Consider the following 15,596-nt stretch of genomic DNA (forward strand, 5'->3'; position numbering starts at 1 on the left):
TTTCGTTACAAGGGCCGACTGATGCCATGCTTGCGCAGTTTGCGATACAGCGTGTTACGGCTGATGCCCAGATGTTCAGCTACCCGGGTAAGCTGCCAATGCCGGGCCTCGAGAACGGCCAGCAGCGCATGGCGTTCGGCCGCCTCCAATGTGGTCTTGTTCCCAGGTACCGATGAACCCTCATTCGGCAAGCCCGACATGGCCACGGGCGCTGCGTCTTGCCCACGCGGCGTACGCACCACGGCAGGCAAGTCTGCCAGCGTGACGCGACCCTCGTCGCACAGGGCTGCCAGGGTGCGCAGTACGTTGCGCATCTGCCGCACGTTACCAGGCCAGGGGTAGTCCAGCAGTGCCTGACGCGCCTGGGGTTCGAGCTCGATCAGCTGGCCCTGGGTTTCCTGGCTCAGCAGCACGTCCAGCAACTGCGCTTTGTCGCTGCGCTCGCGCACGGCAGGCAATGCGACTTCGAGCCCATTGAGGCGGTAGTAAAGATCTTCACGGAACGTACCCTGGGCCACTCGTTGCAACAGGTCCCGGTGGGTGGCACTGATGATGCGTACATCCACAGCCTGCGGCTCGCCGCCGATTGGCACCACCTGCCGCTCTTCGAGCACGCGCAGCAGCCGCGTTTGCAGATCCAAGGGCATGTCGCCGATCTCGTCGAGCAGCAAGGTACCGCCGTCGGCCTGCAGCAGCTTGCCGCGCATGCCCTCCTTGCGCGCCCCGGTGAAGCTGCCGGCCCGATAGCCGAACAACTCGCTTTCGATCAGGCTTTCGGGGATGGATGCACAGTTGATGGCCACGAAGGGCTTGTCCCGGCGTTCGCTGGCCTGATGCACGGCCTGGGCGAAGGCTTCCTTGCCGCAGCCCGTCTCTCCACTCAGCAGCAGCGGTACATTGCGCTCGAACACCCGCACACTGCGGCGAAAATCGTGTTGCAGCGCCGGGTCCAGCAGGCAGACCTGCGCAGGCTGCCGGACGACGCGGCGCGCATGCCCGGCGGGCACGGTCCAGACCGGCGTACGTGCCTGGCCACGCAGGCTGGCGAACAGCTGCCGCCCGTCCAGGGTCAGCAGCGGCCAGGCTGCGCTGCCATCGGGCATGGCACGGCTGAACAGCTCGTCATGGGTGCAGGCGAAAAACTGCTCCAGGGTCTGCCCTTCCACGCCGGCGCGCACGCGGCCCAGCAGGTTCAGCGCACTCTGGTTGGCCGCGCAGATACGGCCATCGCCGTCGACTGCCAGCAGCCCCTCGCTGAACAGCCCGACCGACTCGGCCTGCAGGTGAAAACGCAGCAGCCAGTGGTGCTCGAACTGGCGCATGAAATAGCAGCTTTCGATCATCTTGGCCGACAGGGTCACCATGGCCATGGTGTGGAATTCGCTTTGGCGCGAGACGTCGGGCCGCGCTGAAGACACATCCAGCACGGCCAGCAAGTGCCCGTGAGGGTCGAACACCGGGCTGGCCGAACAGGTCAGCCCCGTATGCCGCCCACGAAAGTGTTCGTGCTGGTGAATGGTCAACGCCTGGCGTTCGACCAGGCAGGTGCCGATGCCGTTGGTGCCCTCTCGCGCCTCGCTCCAGTCAGCGCCCAGCCACAGCCCGGCCTGCTCGAAGCTGCGCCGCTCGGTAGGAGCGGTGACGCAATTGAGGATCACACCACGGGCATCGGTGAGCAGCACCGCATGGCCGGCACCGGAAAGCTGCTGGTGCAGGCTGTTCATTTCCTGATCGGCGATTTGCAGCACCTGGCGCATGCGTTCGCGGCTTTCCAGCAGGCGGCCATGCTCGAGGACCACCGGGGCTTCGGCCAGCGCGGGATCCAGATGATAGTCCTCCAGGCAGCGCAGCCAGGAGCGGGCAATGGACGGGTCGCTGCCGCCTTCGACACCGCCGCCATGGGCGACCGTGTGCACTTGCCTGGCATGCCGGGTAAATGGATTGCTCTGCATTATTGTGGTTCTCCGCAGATAGAGGCTAAAGCCAGCATCCTCCACAGCAGGCCGGTTTGCAATGCACCCGCCACAAGGCGTGTCATCGACGGTACACAGTGTCACCCAAGCCTGTATCGAACACGGCACATCGCGGGTAGCCAGTGGGCGCTGTGCGGCGCCAACTGCTTGATTTCATTGAAGCGCAAAACGATGGCCCAACCTTTGCTCTACGCTTTGCACTCCACACAAACACAATAGCCAGGAGACACACCATGCGTTATGCACATCCCGGTACCGAAGGCGCGAAGGTTTCCTTCAAAAGCCGCTACGGCAACTACATCGGTGGTGAGTTCGTTCCTCCGGTAAAGGGTGAGTACTTCACCAACACATCGCCCGTGGACGGGCAGCCGATTGCCGAATTCCCCCGTTCCACCGCCGAAGACATCGACAAGGCCCTGGACGCTGCCCACGCCGCTGCCGATGCCTGGGGCCGCACGTCCGTCCAGGACCGCTCCAACGTGTTGCTGCGCATCGCCGACCGTATCGAGCAGAACCTCGAAGTGCTGGCCATCACCGAAACCTGGGACAACGGCAAACCCGTGCGGGAAACCCTCAATGCCGACATCCCGCTGGCCGTCGACCACTTCCGCTACTTCGCCGGATGCATCCGCGCCCAGGAAGGCGGCGCTGCGGAAATCAACGAAAGCACCGTGGCCTACCATATCCATGAGCCGCTGGGGGTGGTCGGTCAGATCATCCCGTGGAACTTCCCGATCCTGATGGCCGCCTGGAAACTCGCGCCGGCGCTGGCAGCAGGCAACTGCGTGGTGCTCAAGCCCGCCGAACAGACGCCACTGGGCATTACCGTGCTGGTGGAGCTGATCGGCGACCTGCTGCCCAAGGGCGTGCTGAACGTGGTGCAAGGCTATGGCCGTGAAGCGGGCGAGGCGCTGGCCACCAGCAAGCGCATCGCCAAGATTGCCTTCACAGGCTCCACGCCCGTGGGCTCGCACATCATGAAGTGCGCGGCCGAGAACATCATCCCGTCGACGGTGGAACTGGGCGGTAAATCGCCGAACGTGTACTTCGAAGACATCATGCAGGCCGAACCGAGCTTCATCGACAAGGCTGCCGAAGGCATGGTCCTGGCATTCTTCAACCAGGGCGAGGTGTGCACCTGCCCATCCCGAGCCCTGGTCCAGGAGTCGATCTACCCGCAGTTCATGGAAGTGGTGATGAAGAAGGTGCTGCAGATCAAGCGCGGCGACCCGCTGGACACCGACACCATGGTCGGTGCACAGGCCTCGCAACAGCAGTTCGAGAAGATCTTGTCTTACCTCGAGATCGCCCAGCAGGAAGGCGCCGAGCTGCTGACCGGGGGCAAGGTCGAGAAACTCGAAGGCGCGCTGGCCACCGGTTACTACATCCAGCCGACCCTGCTCAAGGGCAACAACAAGATGCGCGTGTTCCAGGAGGAAATCTTCGGCCCGGTGGTGAGCGTCACCACCTTCAAGGACGAGGCCGAAGCCCTGGCCATTGCCAACGATACCGAGTTCGGCCTGGGCGCCGGGGTCTGGACCCGCGACATCAACCGTGCCTACCGCATGGGCCGCGGCATCAAGGCCGGGCGTGTGTGGACCAACTGCTACCACCTGTATCCGGCGCATGCGGCCTTCGGGGGTTACAAGAAGTCCGGTGTTGGCCGTGAGACCCACAAGATGATGCTCGATCACTACCAGCAGACCAAGAACCTGCTGGTGAGCTACGACATCAACCCACTGGGCTTCTTCTAAGCCCTGCGCCGGTCTTTTCACCGGTTACGGTGCAAAGGCCGGCGTTGACTGGCCCTCTGTTCAGGGCGGTTGTCATGTACCAACCGCTCTGGCTCGCTTCCTGCAGTACAGATCACCATCGGCCCGAACCCCTTCCGGCCACCAAGAAAAAGAACAGGTGAAACCATGCCAAGCGAACAACCAGCCGGTAGCCCGGCAGGCTCTTCCGTAGATTTCGAGAAAGTCGGTTCCGACTATTTCCAACAGCGTGAACTCAAGAAAGGCGCCGCCGGCTGGGTGCTTCTGGTCGGCCTAGGCGTTGCCTACGTCATCTCCGGCGACTACGCCGGCTGGAACTTCGGCCTGGCCCAGGGTGGCTGGGGCGGCATGTTCCTCGCTACCCTGCTGATGGCCACCATGTACCTGTGCATGTGCTTCTCCCTAGCCGAACTGTCGTCGATGATCCCTACTGCCGGCGGTGGCTACGGGTTCGCCCGCAGCGCCTTCGGGCCCTGGGGCGGGTTCCTGACCGGCACCGCCATCCTGATCGAGTACGCCATCGCGCCGGCGGCCATTGCCACCTTCATCGGCGCCTATTGCCAGTCGTTGTTCGGCATCGGCGGCTGGATGATCTACCTGGCGTTCTACGTGGTGTTCATCGGCATCCACATCTTTGGCGTGGGCGAGGCGCTCAAGCTGATGTTCATCATCACCGCCATCGCCGCCGTTGCACTGGCCGTGTTCCTGGTGGCCATGGTGCCCCATTTTGATGCAGCCAACCTGTTCGACATCGCCGTCACCGATGCCGCAGGGGCCAGCAGCTTCCTGCCGTTTGGCTATGTAGGCGTGTGGGCAGCCATTCCCTATGCGATCTGGTTCTTCCTGGCAGTCGAGGGCGTGCCACTGGCTGCCGAAGAAACCAAGAACCCCAAGCGCGACCTGCCTCGCGGCCTGATTGGCGCGATGCTGGTGCTGGTGGCATTCGCCCTGCTGATCCTGATCGTCGGCCCCGGCGGCGCAGGCTCCGAAGCACTCAAGGCCTCCGGCAATCCGCTGGTCGAGGCGCTGGCCAAGGCTTACGGCGGTTCCACCTGGATGGGCAGCTTCGTCAACCTGGTGGGCCTGGCAGGCCTGATCGCCAGCTTCTTCTCGATCATCTATGCCTACTCGCGCCAGATCTTCGCGCTGTCGCGAGCCGGTTACCTGCCGCGCAAACTGTCCGAGACCAACAAGAGCAAGGCACCGGTCATGGCGTTGGTGATCCCAGGCATCATCGGTTTTGCCCTGTCGCTGACAGGTCAAGGCGACTTGCTCATCCTGGTTGCCGTGTTCGGGGCTACCTTGTCTTATGTACTGATGATGGCGGCGCACATCACCTTGCGCATCCGTCGCCCGAAGATGGAGCGCCCTTACCGCACCCCAGGCGGCATCTTCACCTCGGGCCTGGCCCTGGTGCTGGCCTGCATCGCCGTGGTCGCCGGCTTCCTGGTCGACCCGCGCGTGGTGATTGGCGCTGCCGTGATCTATGCGGTGCTGATTGCGTACTTTGCGTTCTACAGCCGTCACCACTTGGTAGCGGGCACGCCAGAAGAGGAATTCGCCGCGATCCAGAAGGCCGAAGAGGCCTTGCACTGATCGACGACACTCGCCGCGGGGCGCCCCGCGGCTTTGGAGAATCTGCATGGCAAGTTTCGTACACACCGTAGGCAACCTGGTCTATCGCTTCGACAGCCTCAGGGAAGTGATGGCCAAGGCCAGCCCGGCACGCTCCGGCGACTACCTCGCCGAGGTCGCGGCTTCAAGCGATGGCGAGCGTGTGGCTGCGCAAATGGCATTGGCCAACATTCCGCTCTCGCATTTTCTGAGCGAAGCGCTGATCCCCTACGAAGACGACGAAGTCACCCGCTTGATCATCGATACTCACGATGCACAGGCGTTCGCACCGGTCAGCCACCTGACCGTGGGCGGCTTGCGTGACTGGCTGTTGAGCGAGCAGGCCGACGAAAACAGCCTGCGCGCATTGGCGCCGGGCCTGACGCCGGAAATGGCGGCTGCCGTATCGAAGATCATGCGCGTCCAGGACCTGGTGCTGGTGGCCCAGAAGATCCGTGTCGTCACCCAGTTTCGCGGCACCATGGGCCTGCGCGGGCGCTTGTCGACGCGACTGCAGCCCAACCACCCTACCGACGAACCGGCCGGTATCGCGGCGAGCATTCTCGACGGCCTGCTGTACGGCAATGGCGATGCCATGATCGGCATCAACCCGGCCACGGACAGCACCGCCTCCATCTGCGCGCTGCTGGAAATGCTCGATGCCATCATCCAGCGCTACGACATTCCGACCCAGTCCTGCGTGCTCACCCATGTCACCACCTCGATCGAGGCGGTCAACCGGAGCGTGCCACTGGACCTGGTCTTCCAGTCCATCGCCGGCACCGAGGCGGCCAATGCAGGGTTTGGCATCAACCTGAACGTGTTGCAGGAAGGGTATGAAGCAGGGCTGTCGCTCAAGCGCGGTACTCTGGGGCAGAACCTGATGTATTTCGAAACCGGCCAAGGCAGTGCGCTGTCGGCCAATGCCCACCATGGTGTCGACCAGCAGACGTGTGAAACCCGCGCCTATGCCGTCGCCCGCCACTTCAAGCCGTTTCTGGTCAATACCGTGGTCGGCTTCATTGGCCCGGAGTACCTCTACAACGGCAAGCAGATCATTCGCGCGGGCCTTGAAGACCACTTCTGCGGCAAGTTGCTGGGCGTGCCGATGGGCTGCGACATCTGCTACACCAACCACGCCGAAGCCGATCAGGACGACATGGACACGCTGCTGACGCTGCTGGGGGTCGCCGGGATCAACTTCATCATGGGCATTCCCGGCTCGGACGACATCATGCTCAACTACCAGACCACGTCGTTCCATGACGCCCTGTATGCCCGCCAAACCCTGGGCCTCAAGCCTGGGCCTGAGTTCGAAGCATGGCTGGCACGGACCGGCATCTTCACCCAGGCCGACGGCCGGATACGCTTTGGTGACAACCTGCCGCCAGCCTTCCGGCAGGCCTTGGCACAGCTTGCATAGGAATCGCCGATCATGGACAACCGCACCCCCACCCCCGAAAACCCTTGGCTGGCCCTGCGCAACCTCACCCCCGCGCGTATCGCCTTGGGGCGCGTGGGCACCAGCCTTCCGACCAGTGCGCAACTGGACTTCCAGTTCGCCCATGCCCAGGCTCGGGACGCCGTGCACCTTCCATTCGACGTGGCTGAGCTGACCGCACAGCTCGATCAACGCGGGCGCGACAGCCTCGTGTTGCACAGCGCCGCAAGCGACCGTCATCAATACCTGCAGCGGCCCGACCTGGGCCGGCGCCTGAACGAGGATTCGGTCGCCACCTTGCGCCAGCATGCCCAGGCCAACCCCGGCGGGGTCGACTTGGCAATCGTGGTTGCCGACGGGCTGTCTGCCTTGGCGGTACACCGTCATACACTCCCGTTTCTGACGCGCCTTGAGGAGCAGGTCAATGCCAAAGGCTGGACCTGCGCGCCCATCTCCTTGGTTCAGCAAGGACGCGTGGCGGTGGCAGACGAGGTCGGCGAGCTGCTCGGGGCTCGCATGACCGTGATGCTGATCGGTGAGCGGCCAGGGCTCAGTTCACCGGACAGCCTGGGGCTTTACTTCACCTACGCCCCGAGGGTCGGGCTGACCGATGCCTACCGCAACTGCATTTCCAATGTTCGCCTGGAGGGGTTGAGCTACGGCATGGCCGCGCATCGGCTGCTGTACCTGATGCGTGAAGCCTGTCGGCGCCAGCTGTCAGGCGTGAACCTCAAGGATGAGGCTGAAGTTCACAGCCTGGAAAGTGACGAACTGGCCAGCCAGAAAGGTAATTTTCTGCTGGGCAAGGGCTGAGCACCTGCGCAGGAGGATGGCGGTGCCCCCGCTGCCCTGCTGCGCGCTACAGACGGGGGACTGAACACGCTCGTCGAAGCCTCCGTGCGTCGAACGTGGACGATGAACGATACCCATGGCCTCAGTGTCTGTCTGCCTTACTACAACGCGGCTCACGCCTTCCTACTGCCGTAATCCCTCGCTACAAACTGTGCGGGCGTGATCCTCACTTCGCCGTATAATGGCCCACTTGTCATGTGTGAAATTTCACTCCTCCAGGTAACCGAGCCTTCGACCCAGACCACAGGTGCTGTACATGGATTTCAACCCGCTGGACCTCATCCTGCATCTCGATGCGTACCTTGATCTGTTGGTCACCAATTACGGGCCCTGGATCTATGCCATTTTGTTTGCTGTCATATTTTGCGAAACCGGCCTGGTGGTGATGCCCTTCCTGCCAGGCGATTCCTTGCTGTTCATCGCCGGTGCAGTCGCTGCCGGCGGCGGCATGGACCCTGTCCTGCTGGCCGGGTTGCTCATGATCGCTGCCATCCTGGGCGACAGCACCAACTACGTGATCGGGCGAACGGCCGGTGAGCGCCTGTTCAGCAACCCGAACTCGAAGATTTTCCGCCGCGACTACCTGCAGCGCACTCACGACTTCTACGAGCGTCACGGCGGCAAGACGGTCACCATGGCGCGTTTTCTGCCCATCCTGCGCACGTTCGCGCCGTTCGTGGCCGGTATTGCCCGCATGCACTACCCGCGCTTTCTCGGTTTCAGCATTGCCGGTACGTTGCTCTGGGTAGGTGGCCTGGTCACGCTGGGGTACTTCTTCGGCAACGTGCCGTTCATCAAGCAGCACCTGTCGCTGATGGTAGTGGGCATCATCCTGCTGTCGCTGGTCCCGATGATTCTCGGCCTGCTGCGCACCCGCCTGGGCCGCACGGCCAAAGCGCACTGAGGCGCTTGGGCGGGCATGTGGTCGTTCAGCGCCTGGCGGCGCAAGCGCACGTTGGCGCGCTTCCCGATCAGCGTCCAGCAGTGGCAAGCCGTACGCGAGCGCTTGCCCATACTGGACGGTATCGACGAGGCCGAAGACCAATGGTTGCGCGAGGCCAGCATCCTGTTCCTGAACGAAAAGCACCTGACGTGCCTGCCAGGCGTCGAGCTCGACGATGAGCAACGCCTGGTACTGGCAGCGCAAGCTCAACTGCCGTTACTCCACCTGGGCGACCTGAACTGGTACCAGGGCTTTCACGAAATCATCCTCTACCCCGACGACTTCAAAAGCCCGCAGCGCCACCGGGACGCCAGCGGCGTGGAGCACGCCTGGGACGGCGAACACAGTGGCGAGGCCTGGCAGCAGGGCCCGATCATCCTGGCCTGCAATGGCGTATTCGGCAGCGGTGGCTGGGAAGCCTACAACCTGGTCATCCATGAGCTGGCGCACAAGCTGGACATGCTCAATGGCGATGCCAATGGCCTGCCTCCCCTGCACAGCGACATGCCTGTGCAACGCTGGGCGAATGCCATGCAACACGCCTTCGACGACCTCAACCGGCAACTCGATCGGGACCCGGAAGCCGACACGCCGATCGACCCTTATGCCGCCGAAAACCCCGCCGAGTTCTTCGCCGTAACCAGCGAGTACTTCTTCAGCGCCCCCGACCTGCTGCACCAGGCCTACCCCGAGGTCTACCAGCAACTGTCGCTGTTCTACCGGCAGAACCCGCTTGCACGCCTGACCCGGTTGCAAAGCGAGCATCCCGACAATCGCCATCCCCCCGTCTAGCGCCCGGTTCATTGGGCCAGACGTGGCATGCCCCGTCGGAATATGCCTATAATCGCCGCCACTTTTTTGGTCAAACACGGGGGCACTGCCCAATGAGCTACAGCAAGATTCCGGCGGGCAAAGACCTGCCGAACGACATCTACGTCGCCATCGAGATCCCGGCCAACCACGCGCCGATCAAATACGAGATCGACAAGGACAGCGACACGCTGTTCGTCGACCGTTTCATGGCCACCCCTATGTTCTACCCGGCCAACTACGGCTTCATCCCCAACACCCTGGCTGACGACGGTGATCCGCTGGACGTGCTGGTGGTTACCCCTTACCCAGTGGCCCCAGGTTCGGTCATCCGCGCCCGCCCGGTGGGTGTCTTGAACATGACCGACGATGGCGGCGGCGACGCCAAGGTCATCGCGGTCCCCCACGACAAGCTGTCGCAGCTGTACGTGGACGTGAAGGAGTACACCGACCTGCCTGCCCTGCTGATCCAGCAGATCGAGCATTTCTTTGCCAACTACAAAGATCTCGAGAAAGGCAAGTGGGTCAAGATCGAAGGCTGGGACGGCGCTGACGCCGCCCGCGCTGCGATCACCAAATCGGTTGAAGCCTACAAAGGCTGATCCTGATTGCACGAAAAACCCGCTTCGGCGGGTTTTTTTTGGCGCGCAATACGCTTCACAGCCAATCGCGGCGCAAGCGTCCTACAACGTCCTACACCCGCGTCTGACTGCCCTACGTTTCCCCTTTGCCCATCAACATCTTGTTCATACCCTTGGTGGCACCGTGCCGCTAAACTTTCCCCATGAACACATCTGGTGAACGTTTAAGAGCCCTTCTTCAGGAATGCGGACTGACCCCTGCCGACTTCGCCGCACAGCGCGGCGTGACGCCTCAGCACGTCAACAACTGGTTCAATCGCGGGGTCCCGCTGGCTCGCCTGGACGAGCTTGCCGACCTGTTCTGCGTGCACCGTCGCTGGCTGCGCACGGGTGAAGGCGCCAAGCATCCCAATGCCATCCTGCGCACCTGTCCGCCACGCCCTGTGCCGATAGATGCTCCCATTCCGCGTGCGGTTCATCGCGGGCGCGTAGTGCACGTGCCGTTCCACGAGGTGCGCAATGGCCTGCTGTGCAAGGTGTCGGGGCGTGCCTTGCGCCTGCCGGCCAACGCCCTGCGAATGCTGGGTGTCAAACACGACACGTCCATCTGCATGGCCATGCCAGGCGGCAACATGGCCCCCTTGATCCCCGTCGAAGCGACCCTGGCCATCGACATGAGCATGACCCAGATCGTGGAGGGCGAAACCTATGCCCTGCTGATCAATGGTGCGTTGCGCGTGCACAACCTGACCATGGGTGAGCACGGCACGCTTTACCTACACAGCCATGACCGGCACAACTATGCCGTCGAGCGCTTGACCCCCAGCCAGCGCCAGGCGCAAGGGCTAGAGATCCTGGGATGGGTCTATCACTGGTCCCATTTTCGACGGCAGCGGCCTGGCTGAAACACCCTGTGCCATTTTTTGCTGGGCATCAGGTGCATGCCCTTGTATGCTACGCGCACATCAGCCCCGACCGGCCCAAGCCGCAGTCCAGAGGGCTCGGCGATACCCCATACGGGCATCAGCCATCTCTTTCAGGCCTCTTTTGGCCACACCGTTAAGGCGATTGCGGCTTACCATAAATTAGTCGGAAGCGTCCCCGAGAAGCCGGCCACAAGCCGGCTTTTTAATGCCTGTTTTTCAGCCAGGAAAATGCGGCGAGACGCTCAGGCGGCGCCGCATTACCCGTCGGTACACGCCTCTAGAAATCGTAACGCGCACCCACCAGCACGCTGCGCGACGGGCCGTAGAAGTTGAACGTGGAAGTCGAACCCACCCGCGACAGGTAATCGCGATCGAACAGGTTGTTGACGTTGACGGTGGCAGTCAGCCTGGAGGTCACCGGGTAGGAAAGCATGGCGTCCACGGTGGCATAACCCGGCGCGTCGATGCGTACCCCGCCGTTTTCCGAGTGGAAATTGCTCATTGCCGAAACGCCGCCACCGATGGCCAGCCCGGTGAGTGCGCCACGGCTGATGGTGTATTTGCTCCACAGCGACGCCTGGTGGCGCGGCATGATGAAGAACGTGGTTTCGGCATCGCCCTTCACGGTTTCGGTGTCCATCCAGGTGTAGCCGCCTAGCAGCTCCCAGTTATCGGTCAGCTTGCCGCTGACTTCCACTTCCGCGCCCTTGACCCGTGTCTTGCCGGCAGCTACCGAGTCATTGGTCGCAACGCCTTCGCTGTCGTAACGGGTGGTGGCGCGGTTTTCGTCGGTCAGGCGAAACGCCGACAGGCGCGTGTTGAGCGCGCCACCAAAGTAGCTGCTCTTGATGCCCACTTCGTACTGCTCGCCTTCGCGTGGCTTGAGTACCCGGCCGTCGCCATCGGTTGCCGATTGCGGCTTGAACACCTGGGAATAGCTGGCATACAGCGCATGGTTTTCGGAAAGGTCATAGACTGCCCCCGCATAGGGTGTGAAATGACCATCGACCTGCTTGCTGTCGTCCGCAGTGACACCCGTCTTGAGGGTCGTGGTGTAGAAATCGCCGCGGTACCAACTGAACCGCCCACCGGCAATCAACGCCAGGCGCTCGACCGGGCGGAAGGTCACCTTGGAATACAAGCCGTACTCCTCTTCCTGCATGCCCGTCTCGGTCGTGTAGTTCGCAGCTGGTTTAGCGAACTGCTTGGGCGAGTAGGTGTTGACGTTGATGTTGCCCAGCGTCGTGGCCCCGTTCAGGTACTCGGTATCGTAGTTCTTGTAATCGCTGCCGACGACGAACTCGCTGACCTGGCCAAAGGTTTCGAAGGGCTGGCTGTAGCTGGCATCGACCGCGTAGGTGTCCTGGGTGAAATCACGTGCACTGGCGCGTTCGGAGTTTTTGCCCGTGGTAGGGTTCGTGGCCGTGAAGGCGTAGAGATAGTTGGTATCGCGGTGCGACCCGCGGGCAGCGATGCGGCCATAACCACCGTTGTCGAATCGATGGGTCAGCTCAGCGACCAGATCGGTGGTCTTGCCGTCGAACGCGTTCCAGTCTGCGCCCAGAAAGCGGGAATGGCTGAAGTCAGGGACCTTGCCGTCCAACGTTGCCGGGTAGCCGTTGTGCGGCGTGATGTTCTTGACCTCGTGGATCAGGCCGAACGACAAGGTGGTGGCCTCGTCCAGGTCGACATCGAGCGCGCCGTAGTAGCTGTTGCTGGTGTTGGCGTTGTAGTCGACTTCGCCATTGGTGTCGTCGCGCGAGGCGATGAAGCGACCGCGCACCCGTCCGTTTTCGTCCAGCGGCCCGCTCAGGTCCAGTTCCTGGTGATTGGTATCCCAGGTGCCGTAGTAACCCTCGACATGCCCCTGAAAGTCCGCCGTCGGCCGCTTGCGCACCATATTGACGATACCGCCCAGTTCGCTGGTGCTGCTGAATAGTCCGGCCGGGCCACGCATGATCTCGACACGGTCGAAGGCCACAAGCGATGGCACGGTTCCGAAGATGCTCGCCATCGGTGCTGGCAGGCCGTCGATGTTGAATTCGCTGTACTCATAGCCACGGGCGTAGATCGACGACCGACCACTGTCGTTGGTCAGGGTACGCAAGCCGGCCGTGTACTTGGCCAGGTCATCGAGGTGGACAAACTGCCGATCCTTGACGTAATCCTGGGTATAGACGGTGATCGACTGCGGGATGTCCTTCAAGGCGGCTGGCGTCTTGGTGCCCACGGTGGCGGCGTCCACGCTGTACCCGCCAGTGGCTTCGGAGGGCAGCATGTCGTATAGCCGATTGCCTTCGATGGTCAATGCAGGCAGGTCAAGGGGGTCATCGGCATTGACCACCACGGCTACGTCTTGCGCCAATGCCGAAAGTGAAAACGGCGCCACCAGCCCTGCCACCAGCCATCCCCGCACGCGCCGCGCGCGCCCTGCCCCACTGAGAACATTCATGCCGCACCCTTCGCCCATATGATAGTAATTCGCAAACGAAACATATTGCTTTTTGCGAACGATACCGGAGCAGGTACAGGGCATGCAGCAGCATTAACCTTCTTAACACATTGGGGCCATTGCCTAGGGCCGAGTCCGGTGGGATGATTTGCAACTGATATAAATTCTCATTCAAGGCTCGCCGTGCCCACCTCCTTGCTGCTGGTCGAAGACGACCCACGCTTATGCCACGACCTTTACCGCCATTTCATCGACCGTGGCTTCGAGGTACATGCATGCGCGACGGGAGAAGCGGCGCTGGCCAATGCCCGGCGATGCGCATTCGACCTAGCGCTGCTGGACATCATGCTGCCAGGTCTCGATGGCCTGAGCCTGCTCGATGCACTGCGGCGCAAGCAGGCCGTACCGGTGATCCTCATGTCGGCATTGGGTGCCGAGCAGGACCGCATCACCGGATTCACCCGCGGCGCCGACGATTACCTGCCCAAGCCCTTCAGCCTGGCGGAACTGGATGCGCGGGTAGACGCACTGTTGCGCCGGGTCGCCTTCCACAGCACGCCGCCCCTGGCAACGCGCGCTGATGAGCCCGTATTCGACCACGCGGCCCAGGACGTCATGCACAACGGCATGCCGGCGGGGTTGACTGGCTCGGAGTTCCGCCTGTTGATCACGCTGCACGCCCATGCCGGGGAGCCGCTGAGCAAGCCTTTCCTGTACCAGACCGTCCTGCACCGTGGCTACACGCGCCTGGATCGGGGCCTGGATGTGCATGTGTGCAACGTGCGCCGCAAGCTGGCGGACATTGGCATACAGCATCTGCTCATCCAGGCTGTGCGTGGTCAGGGCTATGTCCTGGTCGTGCAGAGCCCGGCCTGATGCGGCGTCATCCGCTGCTGTGGAAGCTGGCCCTGCTGCAGGTCAGCTTCTGCCTGCTGCTCACCTGGTTGATCTGGACCTGGGGCCTGACGGTGGAACGCAGCACCTATTTCCTGGCTCAGGCCGACCAGGACTACCTGGCCCGCTATGCCCGGCAGGCCGAGCTCGCCTGGGAGCAAGGAGGCGCCGTGGGGGTCGAGACCTGGCGTAAGCAGGTGCAAAGGGCCGAGGACACCTGGGCAGCCGTCGTCGGCCCTTACCTGCAAAGCCTGGGGACCACACAGCTCACAGCCGAGGAAGCGGGTCACCTGACCTTCATGCGCAAGCTGAACTGGCCCATGAGCCGCCGCCTGCAAGGCGAACTGCCTTACGTCAGCATTACCTTCCCGCGCCATCCCGAGCACGGTCGCCTGGTGATGCAACTGCCCGAGCGGCTGCTGCCCACCGGGCTGACGCCTTGGACTCACCTGGTTACCCACGGTGTGGCGCCGGCCTTGCTGGCCCTGCTGATGGGGCTGGCACTGTACCGTCACCTTGTCGCCCCGTTGAACCGCCTGCGTGACCGCGCCGATGCGCTGCGGGCCAACGACCTGGACAGCCCAGGCCTGCCCCTGCAAGACCGGCGCGATGAGCTGGGCGAACTGGCGCAGGCCTTCGATCACATGGCCAATCGCTTGCGCCAGAGCCTGGAACAGCAGCGGCTGCTGCTGCGCACACTGTCCCACGAACTGCGCACGCCGCTGGCACGCCTGCGTATTGCCCATGACAGCAACTTGCCCGCCGCCCAGTTACGCGCGCGCATGGATTATGAAACGAGCCATATGCAGAAACTGCTGGAAGACACCCTCGACCTGGCCTGGATGGATACCGAGCAGCCCGTCCTGGCCACCGAACCGGTACTGATGGCATCACTGTGGGAGGCGCTGTGCCAGGACATCTGCTTCGAAAGCGGCTGGAGCCCCGCACGCCTGCCGTGCACACTCGGGCAGGACTGCGTGGTCCAGGTGCACCTGGACAGCGTGGCCCAGGCGCTGGAGAACCTGCTGCGAAACGCCATCCGGCACTCTCCGCCCGAGGGAACCGTCTGCCTGGAGGGCTGGCGCGAGGGTACGCATTGGCACCTGTGCGTGCGCGATCAAGGCCCCGGCGTGCCTGAGGCCGCGCTTGAGCGCATTTTCCAACCGTACCAGCGGCTGACCGCCAGCGGCGCAGGCTTCGGACTGGGCCTGGCCATTGCCCGCCGCGCCGTTCAATTGCAGGGTGGCAGACTCTGGGCCTGCAATGCTCACCCAGGCTTGCGCCTGCACCTTACCCTGCCGGCCAGCGTCAACGGTTTAGAAAGTTAAGGCGCTTTAC

General features: G+C 62.8%; 12 protein-coding genes. 10 read left to right on the plus strand and 2 right to left on the minus strand.

The window, feature by feature from the left end:
• Nucleotides 1-5: 5 nt before the first annotated feature.
• Nucleotides 6-1,952 (minus strand): sigma-54-dependent Fis family transcriptional regulator, encoded by a 1,947-nt coding sequence (locus MOP87_RS18205; protein ID WP_242809878.1) that lies wholly within the window; start codon nucleotides 1,950-1,952, stop codon nucleotides 6-8.
• Between the two features lie 254 nt (nucleotides 1,953-2,206).
• On the opposite strand from MOP87_RS18205, the gene MOP87_RS18210 reads away from it, so the two are divergent.
• From MOP87_RS18210 to MOP87_RS18245, 8 genes are all read left to right on the plus strand, one after another.
• Nucleotides 2,207-3,727, plus strand: coding sequence for an aldehyde dehydrogenase family protein (locus MOP87_RS18210; protein ID WP_023534991.1), 1,521 nt, complete (start codon nucleotides 2,207-2,209; stop codon nucleotides 3,725-3,727).
• A 165-nt stretch (nucleotides 3,728-3,892) separates the two neighbouring features.
• The gene (eat, locus tag MOP87_RS18215; protein WP_027915148.1) at nucleotides 3,893-5,341 is read left to right on the plus strand and encodes an ethanolamine permease; all 1,449 of its coding nucleotides are present in this window, start codon (nucleotides 3,893-3,895) and stop codon (nucleotides 5,339-5,341) included.
• Between the two features lie 46 nt (nucleotides 5,342-5,387).
• Nucleotides 5,388-6,782 (plus strand): ethanolamine ammonia-lyase subunit EutB, encoded by a 1,395-nt coding sequence (locus tag MOP87_RS18220; protein WP_242809879.1) that lies wholly within the window; start codon nucleotides 5,388-5,390, stop codon nucleotides 6,780-6,782.
• Nucleotides 6,783-6,794: 12 nt separating this feature from the next.
• Complete coding sequence (gene eutC / locus MOP87_RS18225) at nucleotides 6,795-7,613, plus strand: ethanolamine ammonia-lyase subunit EutC (protein WP_242809880.1); 819 nt, start codon at nucleotides 6,795-6,797, stop codon at nucleotides 7,611-7,613.
• Between the two features lie 295 nt (nucleotides 7,614-7,908).
• Entirely contained in the window at nucleotides 7,909-8,556 is a 648-nt protein-coding gene (locus MOP87_RS18230; protein ID WP_023535016.1) for a DedA family protein, read from the plus strand.
• A 15-nt stretch (nucleotides 8,557-8,571) separates the two neighbouring features.
• On the plus strand, nucleotides 8,572-9,387 hold the full coding sequence (locus tag MOP87_RS18235; RefSeq protein ID WP_110607339.1) for a zinc-dependent peptidase: 816 nt from the start codon (nucleotides 8,572-8,574) through the stop codon (nucleotides 9,385-9,387).
• Between the two features lie 92 nt (nucleotides 9,388-9,479).
• Nucleotides 9,480-10,007 (plus strand): inorganic diphosphatase, encoded by a 528-nt coding sequence (ppa, locus tag MOP87_RS18240; protein WP_023534987.1) that lies wholly within the window; start codon nucleotides 9,480-9,482, stop codon nucleotides 10,005-10,007.
• A gap of 182 nt (nucleotides 10,008-10,189) precedes the next feature.
• Nucleotides 10,190-10,891 (plus strand): helix-turn-helix transcriptional regulator, encoded by a 702-nt coding sequence (locus tag MOP87_RS18245; protein WP_027915144.1) that lies wholly within the window; start codon nucleotides 10,190-10,192, stop codon nucleotides 10,889-10,891.
• 298 nt (nucleotides 10,892-11,189) lie between these two features.
• Here MOP87_RS18245 and MOP87_RS18250 read toward each other — a convergent pair whose 3' ends face one another.
• Complete coding sequence (locus MOP87_RS18250) at nucleotides 11,190-13,364, minus strand: TonB-dependent siderophore receptor (protein ID WP_242809881.1); 2,175 nt, start codon at nucleotides 13,362-13,364, stop codon at nucleotides 11,190-11,192.
• A 183-nt stretch (nucleotides 13,365-13,547) separates the two neighbouring features.
• Between MOP87_RS18250 and MOP87_RS18255 the strand changes: the two genes are divergently transcribed.
• Both MOP87_RS18255 and MOP87_RS18260 read left to right on the plus strand, forming a co-directional pair.
• Complete coding sequence (locus tag MOP87_RS18255; RefSeq protein ID WP_278187372.1) at nucleotides 13,548-14,240, plus strand: response regulator transcription factor; 693 nt, start codon at nucleotides 13,548-13,550, stop codon at nucleotides 14,238-14,240.
• Nucleotides 14,240-15,586 (plus strand): sensor histidine kinase, encoded by a 1,347-nt coding sequence (locus MOP87_RS18260; protein ID WP_028687659.1) that lies wholly within the window; start codon nucleotides 14,240-14,242, stop codon nucleotides 15,584-15,586. The genes MOP87_RS18255 and MOP87_RS18260 overlap by 1 nt, the downstream gene beginning before the upstream one ends.
• The last annotated feature ends 10 nt before the right edge of the window (nucleotides 15,587-15,596 follow it).

Source organism: Pseudomonas sp. I3-I5, assembly GCF_022699445.1.
GTDB classification, from domain to species: domain Bacteria; phylum Pseudomonadota; class Gammaproteobacteria; order Pseudomonadales; family Pseudomonadaceae; genus Aquipseudomonas; species Aquipseudomonas fulva.

Coding starts and splice junctions, on each gene's coding strand:
- MOP87_RS18230 (WP_023535016.1), top strand. CDS start 7,909: ATGGATTTCAACCCGCTGGACCTCATCCTGCATCTCGATGCGTACCTT.
- MOP87_RS18220 (WP_242809879.1), top strand. CDS start 5,388: ATGGCAAGTTTCGTACACACCGTAGGCAACCTGGTCTATCGCTTCGAC.
- eat (WP_027915148.1), top strand. CDS start 3,893: ATGCCAAGCGAACAACCAGCCGGTAGCCCGGCAGGCTCTTCCGTAGAT.
- MOP87_RS18235 (WP_110607339.1), top strand. CDS start 8,572: ATGTGGTCGTTCAGCGCCTGGCGGCGCAAGCGCACGTTGGCGCGCTTC.
- MOP87_RS18260 (WP_028687659.1), top strand. CDS start 14,240: ATGCGGCGTCATCCGCTGCTGTGGAAGCTGGCCCTGCTGCAGGTCAGC.
- MOP87_RS18250 (WP_242809881.1), bottom strand. CDS start 13,364: ATGAATGTTCTCAGTGGGGCAGGGCGCGCGCGGCGCGTGCGGGGATGG.
- eutC (WP_242809880.1), top strand. CDS start 6,795: ATGGACAACCGCACCCCCACCCCCGAAAACCCTTGGCTGGCCCTGCGC.
- MOP87_RS18210 (WP_023534991.1), top strand. CDS start 2,207: ATGCGTTATGCACATCCCGGTACCGAAGGCGCGAAGGTTTCCTTCAAA.
- MOP87_RS18205 (WP_242809878.1), bottom strand. CDS start 1,952: ATGCAGAGCAATCCATTTACCCGGCATGCCAGGCAAGTGCACACGGTC.
- ppa (WP_023534987.1), top strand. CDS start 9,480: ATGAGCTACAGCAAGATTCCGGCGGGCAAAGACCTGCCGAACGACATC.
- MOP87_RS18245 (WP_027915144.1), top strand. CDS start 10,190: ATGAACACATCTGGTGAACGTTTAAGAGCCCTTCTTCAGGAATGCGGA.